At 69.4% G+C, this 10,836-nt stretch carries 10 protein-coding genes; 6 read left to right on the forward strand and 4 right to left on the reverse strand.

The genetic code is table 11. The annotated features are described in order from the left end of the window. Nucleotides 1-51: 51 nt before the first annotated feature. Entirely contained in the window at nucleotides 52-861 is an 810-nt protein-coding gene (locus AB0H88_RS21345; protein ID WP_357646912.1) for a lysophospholipase, read from the reverse strand. 207 nt (nucleotides 862-1,068) lie between these two features. Here AB0H88_RS21345 and AB0H88_RS21350 point away from each other — a divergent pair, with 207 nt between their 5' ends. From AB0H88_RS21350 to AB0H88_RS21365, 4 genes are read left to right on the forward strand one after another with little or no spacing between them, the layout of a single operon-like run. After that, complete coding sequence (locus tag AB0H88_RS21350; protein WP_357646914.1) at nucleotides 1,069-2,073, forward strand: NAD-dependent epimerase/dehydratase family protein; 1,005 nt, start codon at nucleotides 1,069-1,071, stop codon at nucleotides 2,071-2,073. Beyond that, on the forward strand, nucleotides 2,060-2,749 hold the full coding sequence (locus tag AB0H88_RS21355) for a PIG-L family deacetylase (RefSeq protein ID WP_357646915.1): 690 nt from the start codon (nucleotides 2,060-2,062) through the stop codon (nucleotides 2,747-2,749). The genes AB0H88_RS21350 and AB0H88_RS21355 overlap by 14 nt, the downstream gene beginning before the upstream one ends. Beyond that, a complete protein-coding gene (locus tag AB0H88_RS21360; RefSeq protein ID WP_357646917.1) occupies nucleotides 2,746-3,678 on the forward strand; it encodes a methionyl-tRNA formyltransferase in 933 nt (310 codons plus the stop codon). The genes AB0H88_RS21355 and AB0H88_RS21360 overlap by 4 nt, the downstream gene beginning before the upstream one ends. A 47-nt stretch (nucleotides 3,679-3,725) precedes the next feature. Beyond that, a complete protein-coding gene (locus tag AB0H88_RS21365; protein ID WP_357646919.1) occupies nucleotides 3,726-5,720 on the forward strand; it encodes an NAD-dependent epimerase/dehydratase family protein in 1,995 nt (664 codons plus the stop codon). A 118-nt stretch (nucleotides 5,721-5,838) separates the two neighbouring features. Here AB0H88_RS21365 and AB0H88_RS21370 read toward each other — a convergent pair whose 3' ends face one another. Further along, nucleotides 5,839-6,675, reverse strand: coding sequence for an NAD(P)H-binding protein (locus AB0H88_RS21370; protein WP_357646921.1), 837 nt, complete (start codon nucleotides 6,673-6,675; stop codon nucleotides 5,839-5,841). Between the two features lie 16 nt (nucleotides 6,676-6,691). Next, on the reverse strand, nucleotides 6,692-8,107 hold the full coding sequence (locus AB0H88_RS21375; protein ID WP_357646923.1) for an MFS transporter: 1,416 nt from the start codon (nucleotides 8,105-8,107) through the stop codon (nucleotides 6,692-6,694). 116 nt (nucleotides 8,108-8,223) lie between these two features. Here AB0H88_RS21375 and AB0H88_RS21380 point away from each other — a divergent pair, with 116 nt between their 5' ends. Further along, complete coding sequence (locus AB0H88_RS21380) at nucleotides 8,224-8,892, forward strand: TetR/AcrR family transcriptional regulator C-terminal domain-containing protein (RefSeq protein ID WP_357646925.1); 669 nt, start codon at nucleotides 8,224-8,226, stop codon at nucleotides 8,890-8,892. On the opposite strand, the gene AB0H88_RS21385 is transcribed toward AB0H88_RS21380, so the two are convergent. Then, nucleotides 8,883-10,055 (reverse strand): FAD-dependent monooxygenase, encoded by a 1,173-nt coding sequence (locus AB0H88_RS21385; RefSeq protein WP_357646927.1) that lies wholly within the window; start codon nucleotides 10,053-10,055, stop codon nucleotides 8,883-8,885. The genes AB0H88_RS21380 and AB0H88_RS21385 overlap by 10 nt on opposite strands. Before the next feature lie 167 nt (nucleotides 10,056-10,222). On the opposite strand from AB0H88_RS21385, the gene AB0H88_RS21390 reads away from it, so the two are divergent. Continuing rightward, nucleotides 10,223-10,828 (forward strand): response regulator transcription factor, encoded by a 606-nt coding sequence (locus AB0H88_RS21390; RefSeq protein WP_357646928.1) that lies wholly within the window; start codon nucleotides 10,223-10,225, stop codon nucleotides 10,826-10,828. Nucleotides 10,829-10,836: the final 8 nt, after the last annotated feature.

Raw genomic sequence — 10,836 nt, forward strand, 5'->3', positions numbered from 1 at the left:
GAGTCAAACGTGGCTGAGTCAAACGTGGCTGAGTCAGTGGCCAAGCGCTCGTCAGTGGCCGAGGACGCGGTCGATGAAGGTCGTGACGTCCGTCAGGACCTCGTCCCGGTTCGTCTCGTTGAACACCTCGTGCCGGGCGTCGGGATAGATTCGCTCCGTCAGGTCGTCGCCGCGGATCGTCTCGATGCCGGTACGGCTGGAGGTCAGCGGGACGAGCTGGTCGTCGGCGCCGTGGATCCAGAGCGTCGGCAGGCTGCCCAGCGACCCGCCCTTGGCGATCGTGGCGATCGTCGTGGCGAACGCCTCCAGCGTGGGCCGCTTGAACGGTCCGTGCCAGACCAGCGGATCCTCGGCGTAGGCGACGCCCACGGCCGGGTCGCGGGAGAGCGTGGCCGGGTCGATGGGGACGTCGGGCAGTTCGTCGAGGGCGAGCAGGACGGGGATCACCTCCCATTCGCCGATCACCGGGCCCGACAGGACGAGCGCGGCCAGGCCGTCGCCGTAGCGCTGGGCGTAGCGGGCGGCGATCATGCCGCCCATCGAGTGGCCGATCAGCACGACCGGTACGCGCGGGTGGTCGGCGCGGGCCTGTTCCTCCACAGCGTGTACGTCGGTCACCACGTCCTCGAAATCCACGACCAGCACCCGGTCGCCCGCCGACTTGCCGTGGCCGACATGGTCGAGCCCGTACACCGCGGCGCCGTGCCGGACCAGGGCGTCGGCCACGTACTCGTACCGGCCGATGTGCTCGCCGTACCCGTGGACCAGGATGGCGACGTAGCGCGGCTGCTCGTGGGGCCACTCGCGCACCACGTTCGCGGCGCGGGTGCCGGTGAAGGTGCGTTCCCTCGACGTGGCCATGTCACTCCCTGTGCCCGAATTGCGGCGAGCGTACGCCCGATCCGGCTGATCGGTCCAGGAAGCCAGCGTCAAACCATGAAAACTTGTGCCACGCGTGACAAGCGTGGCGAAAACTGTTTTAATCCCACGCTAGGTGCCACCGGGGCGGCACAGGCCCCGAGTGACCTTTTTTCCTCGAAATCACGGCTTCGTGGGAAAGGCAGGCCCGTGGGAGCTCCAAGTGGCGAAGTCATCGTCACGGGCGGTCTCGGTTTCATCGGCTCACATCTGGTGGACGCGTATCTCGACGCGGGCCACCGAGTAACGATCATCGACTCCAACGCGGGTGCGGTGATCGACGGCGAGGACTACGACGCCGACCCTCGCTGCACGGTCGTCCGGCAGCGGGTGGAGGACTACCTGACGGACGGCGGCGACTTCGCGGGGGCCGACCGCGTCATCCACGCGGCCTCCTACGTCGGCCCCGCGAGCATCCTGTCCAGGGCGGGCCGGCTCGGCCACGACATCATCGGCAGCACCGCGCCGGTCATCGACGCCTGTATCCGGGCAGATGCGCCGTTATGCCTGTTCAGCTCGGCCGAGGTGTACGGCCGCAGTGGGGTGCTCGACGAGAAGGACGACATCGTCGTACCGACGCAGTACAACACCCGCATCGAGTACGCGATCGCCAAGACGCTGGCCGAGGCGATGGTCTCCAACAGCCGCCAGCACGGGCTGCGCGGGGTGGTCATCCGGCCGTTCAACGTGGCGGGGGCGCGACAGTCGCGGGCGGGCGGGTTCGTCATGCCCACGTTCGTCCAGCAGGCGCTGGCCGAGAAGCCGATCACCGTGTTCGCGGGCGGCGAGCAGGTCAGGGCGTTCATCGCGGCGAGTGACCTGACCGGGTTCCTCATCGACTACATGGACGCGGCGCTGAACTGCGATGACATCATCATCAATGTCGGCAACCCGGCGAACGCCGTCACCATCATGGAGCTGGCCCAGCGGGTGAAGGAGTTACTCGGCAGCCCGTCGCCGATCGTCAGCGTCGACGGCAGGAGCGTGCACGGGCCCTACTACGCGGAAGCCGAGTCGTTCCACAAGATCCCGGCGCTGCGGGCGGCCACCGACCTGGGCTGGCGGCCCCGGATCGCGCTCGACGAGCTGATCCTGAGCACCGCCGAGTACTATCGCGCCCGCGAGGACCGGAGGGCAGTGAATGCGCCGCTTTGACCGGGTGCTGGTGATCTCCCCGCACGCCGACGACGAGGTACTCGGCTGCGGCGGCCTGATCGCCGCGCAGGTCGAGGCGGGGGCCGAGGTCCACGTCCTGTATCTGGCGGTCGACGGGATGCGGCACTACGGTCTCGACGGCGCCACCAGCTATCGGCAGCGGCTGGACGAGATCGAGGCCGTACGGGCCACACTGGGCTTCTCGTACGAGATCGCGTACGGCGACATGGACCTGACCGAGCGGCTGGACACGCTGCCACGCAGGGAACTGGTCGACCTGTTCGAGCGGGCGCTGAACGAGCGGCGGCCCGACCTGCTCCTGCTGCCCAGCTTCGCCGACTACGACCAGGACCATCTCGCGGTGTTCGGCGCCGGGTTCGCGGCCGCCAGGCCGATCGCCCAGCAGTTCGGCAAGTGGCTGGTGCCGACCGTGCTGCTGTACGAGATGTCGAAGATCCAGTGGGCGGCCGAGCCGATGCCGCGATCGACGGCGTTCTGCGACATCAGCGCCCACCTAGCACGCAAACTGGAGGCGCTGCGCGGCTACAAGAGCCAGCACCGGCCCTCCCCGCACATCAGGAGCGAGGAGTCGGTGACGGCGCTGGCGACACTGCGCGGCGCGGAGATCGGTGTCACGCACGCCGAAGCGTTCGGGGTGCTGAGGGAGGTCTTGTGAAGACGTTCGCGTTCGCCACGGGCATGGAGTTCGCCGCCCCCGCTGTGGACGTACTGGCCGCGCAGGGCACTCCCCCGTCGCTGCTGATCGGTTACCCGCCGAAGCTGCAGCACCGCTCCGGGTACGCCCCGCTGCGAGAAGCGTCCGAGAAGCACGGCATCCCGCTGCTGGAGACCGCCGACATCAACGACGGCGAGGCGTACGAGCGGGTCAAGGAGATGGACCTGTTCGTGATCGCCGGGTGGTCGCAGCTCGTCCGCGAGCCGCTGCTGTCGGTCTGCCCGCTCGGCTCCATCGGCCTGCACCCCACCCGCCTGCCGGAGGGCCGGGGACGCGCCGCGCTGCCGTGGACCATCATCAAGCGGCTGACGACGAGCGCGGTGAGCCTGTTCTTCCTCGACGAGGGCGCCGACACCGGGGACCTCATCGCGCAGCGGGAGTTCACGATCAGCCGCCGCGACGACGTCACCGAGGTGTACCGCAAGGTCACCGAGATCAACATCGAGCTGCTCGCCAAGTACGTGCCGCTGCTGCTGGCGGGACAAGTGGTGGCACGACCGCAGCCCCCGGGCGGCTCGTGGTGGGACAAGCGCCGTCCGGAGGACGGGGTGATCGACTGGTCCAAGCCGGCCGACGACCTCTACGACTGGATCCGCGCGCTGGCCGCGCCGTACCCGGGGGCCTTCACCTTCGTCGGCGGCCGCAAGCTGTTCGTGCACACCGCCGACCTGATCGAATACGGCGGCCAAGAACCGCCCGGCACCGTACTCGCGCCTGTCTGGTCCACCGGCGTCGGCGGAGTACTGGTGGCGTGCGGCTCGGGGCTGCTGGTCGTCCGCGAGGTGCAGTGGGACGGCGGGGACCGGCGCGACGCCCTCGACCTGCTGGAGTCGGGCGAGCTCGCGGCAGGCGCATGCCTGGGCACGTGAAGCCAACGTCTGAGCACGTGGAGCCGATGCCTGAGCAGGTGGAGCCGATGCCTGAGCAGGTGAAGCTGACCGGGGCCGTGATGGCGCATCCCCAGCGCAGAGAGGCGGCCATCCGGCTGGCCGGCGGGGTCTTCGACGTCGTCACCGATCCCGACCCGGCCGGGCGTCCGTCGGCGTTCCGCACCTCGCTGCTCGCCTGGTCCAGCATCCCTTCGGACGCCACCCACCATCTGCTGCTGCACGACGACATGGTGCTCTCAAGCACGTTCTTCGAACGCGCCGAGAGTGCCGCCCGCGCCATGCCGCACGCCGCGCTCGCCCTGTTCGCCTTCTGGAACTCGCGCAACGGCGCCGCCGTCCGGCAGGGCGCGCTCGCCGGGGCTCGATGGGTGCCCGGGGCCGGCGAGTACACGCCGGTTGCGGCCCTGCTGCTGCCTCGACAGGTCGCGGGCGGGTACGTGGAATGGGCCCGCGACCGGGGCGACACCTGGCCCGACGACGTGCTCATGGGGCGGTACCTACGCCAGGCGGGGGTGCCCGTGTTCGTGGCGGTGCCGAGCCTGGCCGAGCACGAGGACCTGGCGAGCCTGGTGGACAACGACTTCCAGGGGCTGCGCCGCTCCCCCTGCTTCTTCTCCGACGATCCGCAGGGCTCCTTCCCCGGCGGCTCGGAGGGCATGTTCCCGGACCACCCACAGGGCTTCTTCCCCGATGGCTCCCAGGCGGACCGGTGCTCCGAGGAGCGCGTGCTCGGGGAGCTGCCGGTGATCCCGTTCTTCAAGCGTGGGGTGGCCCAGTGTGCCGTCCGTGTCCCTGGGACCGGGCGGTGGCGCGACATCCGCTGCGAGGACTACCTGGCGGGGCGGGGCATCGACGCGGAGTCGCTGCGGGCCAGGGCGGCGACCCGGCACTGGCCGCTCTGGCTCACGGCCTACACCATGGGCATCGTCCACGGCCAGACCGGCGGAGACGGTGCCCCGGATAGCGCTGGGGACGACGCCGACCCGCGCGACCGCGCCGACGTGCGTGGCGGGGTGCGCGCCGACGTGCGTGGCGGGGTGCGCGGCGACCCGCGCGTGCTGGACCGGGCGCTCGCCACGATGGGTCCCGGCGGGCTCTGCCATGAGCTCGGGGCCCGGGAGCTCGCCCGGCTCGCGCCCGAGTTGCACGAGGCGGCCCGCGCGGGCCTGGAAGCGGGCCTCGCCGACCGGCCCGCACACCGCGCCCCGGCCTTCGCCGACCGCCCCGTGGTGGCCCTGACGGGCGCCGACACATTCGTCCGCGACCACCTGGCGGGCGCGCTCGCCGACCACGGCTATCGAAGGGCCGGCCCCGAGGCGGGTGCCGCCGTGGTGGTGCATGTCTGCGCGCTTGGCTGGGACGAGGACGCCGACCCGGAGGAGGAACTGCGCCTGGCGCGAGCGGCCTTCGCCGACGGGCGCGGCGGCGTCCTGCTCAGCTCCTGCGCCGTCTACGGGCAAGAGAAGCACGCGGTCTCCTCGCCACGCGGGGATACCGCCCCCTCCTCTACGCTCGGGGATGCCGCCCCCTCCTCGCCACTCGCGGACGCCCCCGCCGCCACGCCGCTGGTGCGGGCCATTCGGCAGGTGGAGGAGGCGGCGGGCGGCGCCGTGGTGTTGCGGCTGGGCGAGCCCTATGGGCCCGGGATGCCGCAGCGGGGCGCTGTCGCGGAGCTGGTGCTGCGGTCGTCGCTCAACCGTCCCGCGCCCGTCACGGGCTCTGCCGTGCAGTTGGTGCACGTCCAGGACATCGCTCGCGCGGTGCTTGCGGCGCTGGCCGGGAATCCGGAGTCGCGGGTGTTCAACATCGCCAACCCGGAACGGCTGAGCATGCGGGAGCTGGCCGAGGCGGTGTCAGGAGCGGTGCGGCCACTGGACGTCGAAACGTCAGACGGCCCGCCGAAGCCACTGGTCGATGTCGAGCCGGCCGCCACCGAGCTGGGCTGGCGGCCGAGCGTGACACTGGACTACGGGCTCCACACCTGCGCGCAGTGGCTGGCCTACGAAAGCGACCGCTCATAGACGTGGGCGACGTAGCGCACAGTGAAGACCATCGGGACGACCAAGACGGCGACCTTGAGCGATGGTCCGGCCAGTCGAACCGGCATAGGCCGGGGCGGTGAGCGCGATGGCTCTGGTGTCAGTGCTTGAAGTCGGCGGCGTGGTCTTGGGCCCAGCTGGCGAAAGTGCGGGCGGGGTGTCCGGTGAGTTCTTCGATTGTGTGGGTCAGTGGGGTGGGGTTGCCGTCGTTGGACTTCCACCAGTTGATGAGAGCGTCGGCGTAGAGGTCTGGGATGTACTCCGCCATCTCCTGCTTCCACTCCTCAGGGGAGACCTGCTTGATCGTGATGGGCTGACCCGTCACCTGGGAGAGCTGGTCGATCTGCTCGCCGAATGTCAGGGACTCAGGTCCGCTCAAGGTGTACTTCTGCTGCTGGAACCGCGGCTTGGTGAGGACCGCGAAGGCGGCCTCGGCGACGTCCTTCTCGTGGATGGGGTCGTTGTAGGAGCCGGGGAACGGCAGGCTCACCGGACGGCCGGACTTGATGGGCCAGGCCCAGGCGCCGGCGTTGCCCGAGAAGGAGCCGGGACGCAGGATCGTCGTGGTGATCGGAGAGTTCCAGGCGGCGTTCTCGACGTCCAGGTGCCCCTTGGCGAGGTGGTCGTTTTCGGCGTTGGGGCCGAGGACCGCCGCAGAGGACAGGACCACGATGTGCTGGACTCCGGCGGCGGCGGCTTCGGCGACGAACTGCGTGATGTGCGAGGCCTCGGCGTAGAGGAATACCGAGCCGATTCCGGCGAGGGCGGCCGGGAAGGTGGCGGGGTCGGTCAGGTCCAGTTTGATCGACGGGACGTCCTGGGGCAGCTCGAGCTTGCCGGGGTCCGAGGAGGCGACTCGGACGGCGAGGTCGTGCTCGTGGAGAAGGGACAGCAGGTGGGCGGCGACCGCGCCGCGGCCTCCGGTGATGAGGATCATTTGGTACTCCTTGGGATCAGTGGTGTTGGGTGGGGGCGTGGCGGGGCAGCAGCCAGACGACGCAGCAGCTCAGGAGGGTGACTCCGGCGACGACGATGAGGCTGGTGGTGACCGCGTGGGCCTGGCCGCCGCCGAGGGACTTGAAGTAGACGGTGGTGACGGCCGCCGCACCGATCGCGTTGGCGAGCTGCTGGACGGCGGAGAGCGATCCGCTGCCGCTGCCTGCCTCCTCGGGGTCTGTGTCGCCCATCGTGACGTCGTAGATCGTGCCGAAGCAGGTACCCATGCCGAGGCCGATGACGAAGACGGCGGGGACGAGTTCCCAGGCCCCGATCGAGTCGCCTGAGGTGTGGACCAGGGCGTAGAGCCAGCCGGTGCCGGTCAGTGTGATGAGCAGGCCGATGAAGATCAGGGTCCGGCCAAGCTTGGCGATCAGTGTGAAGCAGGCGATCGACGAGATCACGATGCCTGCGGCGACCGGGGCCATGCCGACCAGCGCGGCGCGGAGAGGGGTGTTGCTGAGCCCGTTCTGCAGGAAGAGCGAGAGCACGTAGAGCAGCCCGGCGACGGCGGCGAAGAAGACGACGCCGAGGATCAGACCCGAGGTGAAGCCGCGGTTCTTCAGCAGGGACGGCTGGATGAGCGGGTTGGCCGCGGTCACCTGACGGCGGGCGAAGAGGCCCGCGAAGAGGAGACCGGCGGCGAGGGAGAGGACCGGGCCGAGGGTCCAGCCGTTGGCGGAGCAGTTGATGAGGCCGAAGAGCAGGCCGAACATCGCGACGCCGAGCAGGCCGGAGCCGAGGCCGTCGACAGAGACGTCCGGGTCGCCTTCGTCATGAGGAAGGAGTTTGACGGAGGCGGCGATCGCGGTGCCGCCGAGCACGATGTTGATCAGGAACATCGCGCGCCAGCCGAGGCCGAACAGGTCGGCGTCGATCAGGAAGCCCGCGAGGATCGGGCCGCCGACGGCCGACAGGCCCAGAGTGGGGCCGAAGGCGCTGAAGGCCTTGCCGATCTCCTCACGCGGGAAGACCGAGCCGAGGATGCCGAAACCCTGCGGGATGAGCAGGGCGCCGAAGGCCCCTTGGACCAGCCGGGCGACGATGATCGAGACCGGGTCGAACGCGAGACCGCAGGCGATCGAGGCGATCGTGAATCCGGTGAGGCCGATCAGGAAGAGCCTGCGGCGGCCGAACTTGTCGCCGAGCCGGCCGCCGACGACCAGCAGGACGCCGAGGGCGAGGGCGTAGCTGGTGCCGAGCCACTGGACGAGGGAGTCACCGCCGTGCAGGGCCCTGGTGATGGATGGGGCGGCGATGCTGGTGATGGTCGAGTCGAGCAGGTCGAGGATGTCCGCGGCGAGGATCACGGCGAGGATCGCCCATCGACGGGCCACCGGAACCGCTGTGGCGGGGCTGGTGGGCGTGGTCATGGCTGGACTCCCTTCCTATATGGGCGAACGTCGATCGTGACGAACAATGTTCGCTCATGGCGATGGATGACGAACGACGTTCGTGTCGAACGGTGTTCGGTAGTAATCTCCGAGGTATGAGTGCCGAACCGGTGAGCCGTCGGGCCCGCCCCGCCAAGGCCCCGCTGAGCCGAGACGCGATCATCGAGGCCGGGCTGCGGATCCTCGACCGCGACGGGCTGGAGGCGCTCACGATGCGCCGCGTCGCCCAGGAACTCGACACCGGAGCCGCCTCGCTCTACGTCTACGTCAAGGACCGCGACGATCTGATGGCCGCGATGCTCGACGAAGCCCTGGGCCGGGTCGGCTTCACCGCCGAGGGCACCTGGCAGGAGCGGTTGCGGGCCCTGGTCGACTCAGCCACCGAGGAGATGAGCAGGCACGAGGGCCTGGCCCTGGTGGCGCTTGGCTCCATCCCCACCGGAGCCAACGCCCTGCTCGTCCTCGACCGGATGCTCGCCCTGCTCAAGGAGGGCGGCCTCGACGACACCACCGCCACCTGGGCCGTCGACCTGATCTATCTCCATATCACGGCCGGCGGCGCCGAGCAGAGCGCCTACAACACCAAGGGGATGGAGCAAAACGCCCACATCGCCGAAGTCGACCGGCACTACGCCGCGCTGCCCGCCGACCGCTACCCGATGATCACTTCGATGCGCGAGGAACTGCTCTCCGGCGGGGACCGCGAACGCTGGGGCCTTCAGGTCCTCATCAACGGAATCCTCAACACTCCCGTTCACCAATGAAGACGATGGTCGAACAGCCAGCTCATCTTCGCCGCCTCCGCCGGGCTCGCACCCTTCTTGAGGATGACCGGCAGGATCAGATCCCTGACCATCCGGCCGGCCGGCCCCTGTTTCTTGGTGTTGTTCATGCCAGAACCCCACTTGACGACCCGCTCGACCCGTTCCCTGCGGGCCAGCTCATAGGCGGCGAGCGCCTTGGGCACGTCCTTCAGGTCGCGCAGGCTTCTGGCGAGCACGACCGCGTCCTCGCAGGCGAGCGAGACTCCCTGACCCGAAGCGGGCGAGACCGCATGGGCGGCGTCCCCGATGATCACCATCGGCCCTCTGCTCCAGGTCGGTACGAGCGGCAGGTCGTACTGGTTGCTCAGCCGGAACTCCTCGCTCGCCCGTACGATCGAGGCTCCGGGCGTACGGTCCGGCTCCAGCAGCGCGACGAGCCTTTCGCGCAGACCGGGTGCCCGCAGTTCGTCGCGGGAGAGCTCGGTGCGGCTCGGCGGATTGGCGAACCACCAGATCTCGCCGTCCGGGCTCACCGTGTAGCCGAAGAAGCACTGCTTTCCCCAGATCATCACGTACGAGCCGGGCTCGGCTTCGACTGCGACGCCCCGGGCGAAGCCTCCGGTGTTGCCGAGCCCCGTGTAGCGCGGACCGGGGTTGGCCTGGTCGATGACCCTCCGGGTGGCCGAATGCACACCGTCGGCCCCGACCAGCACGTCCCCCTTGGCGAGCGTCCCATCGGCGAACCGGGCGACGACCCCGTCCGGTGTCTCCTCGGCGCTGACCAGCCGTTTGCCGTGCTCGATCGGAATTCCTCTTCTGACCGCCTCCTCGTAAAGCCCCCGATAGAGGTCCGCTCGGCGGATCGTGTGCGTGACGGTACCGTCGCCGAGGGCCGGGCCCATCGCCATCTCGCCAAGCTTCTTGCCGGTGCCGCTGAAGAAGTTCATCCGCCCGCTGGGAAATCCCGCCTTCAGGACGACCTGGTGGGCGTCCACCAGCTTGAGCGCGGCGAGGCCGTTGACGGCTACCCCGAGGTAGATGCCGTGCTCGAGGCCCGCACTCTCGTCGTACGCCTCGAAGACGACCGGTTCCAGACCGGCCTTCTGCGCCGCCATCGCGGCCACTGTGCCGGCCACTCCGGCACCCATGATCAGAACACGCACTTCGGCAATCTCCGCTCTGGACAATCCCTGATGCGGAGAGTCTGCTGCGAGAGCGGACGTACCGACAGTTACGTGATCACCTTCTGGCCTGTGAAAATGTCACACCCCAATCCTCTGGGACCGAGCAAAGAGCACCAGGGTGAACGGCTACCGCAGAGGGGAACGTTGTGATCCGGATTCTGCTGGCCGATGACATGAAACTCATCAGGGCCGCCCTCACCAGCCTGCTGGACCGGCACCAGGACCTCCAGGTGGTCGCCCAGGTCTATTGCGGCGACCTGATCGTGCCCACCGCGCTGGAGTGCCGGCCGGACGTCGCCGTGATCGACATCGACATGCCGGGCCAGGACGGCCTGACCGCCGCCGCCGAACTCGGCAAGCGACTTCCCTCCTGCCGGACGCTGATCCTGACCGCGTTATGCAGCCCGGGGAACCTCCGCAGAGCCCTCGGCAACCAGGTCTCCGGTTTCCTCACCAAGGACGTGGCGCCCGAGACCCTCGCCGACGCGATCCGCCAGGTCGCAGCCGGACTGCGGGTGGTGGATCCGCAGCTCGCCACCGAGGCGCTCACGCTCCCGGCCAATCCGCTGACCCGACGGGAGATCGAGGTCCTGCGGCTGTCGGCCCGTGGCTCGGCTGCGAAGCAGATCGCGGCGGAACTGTTCATCTCCACCGCCACGGTCCGCAACTACCTCAGCTCGATCAGAGCCAAGCTCAACGCCCGCACCCAGGTGGACGCGGTGCGGATTGCCATCGAGGCGGGCTGGATGTGACCGACGAC

This window comes from Nonomuraea sp. NPDC050680, from assembly GCF_040654555.1.
Taxonomy (GTDB): Bacteria; Actinomycetota; Actinomycetes; order Streptosporangiales; family Streptosporangiaceae; genus Nonomuraea.

Bases quoted from the DNA above. Each gene is read 5' to 3' on its own strand.
- AB0H88_RS21380 (WP_357646925.1), top strand. From the start codon at position 8,224: ATGAGTGCCGAACCGGTGAGCCGTCGGGCCCGCCCCGCCAAGGCCCCG.
- AB0H88_RS21355 (WP_357646915.1), top strand. From the start codon at position 2,060: ATGCGCCGCTTTGACCGGGTGCTGGTGATCTCCCCGCACGCCGACGAC.
- AB0H88_RS21345 (WP_357646912.1), bottom strand. From the start codon at position 861: ATGGCCACGTCGAGGGAACGCACCTTCACCGGCACCCGCGCCGCGAAC.
- AB0H88_RS21370 (WP_357646921.1), bottom strand. From the start codon at position 6,675: ATGATCCTCATCACCGGAGGCCGCGGCGCGGTCGCCGCCCACCTGCTG.
- AB0H88_RS21375 (WP_357646923.1), bottom strand. From the start codon at position 8,107: ATGACCACGCCCACCAGCCCCGCCACAGCGGTTCCGGTGGCCCGTCGA.
- AB0H88_RS21365 (WP_357646919.1), top strand. From the start codon at position 3,726: ATGCCTGAGCAGGTGAAGCTGACCGGGGCCGTGATGGCGCATCCCCAG.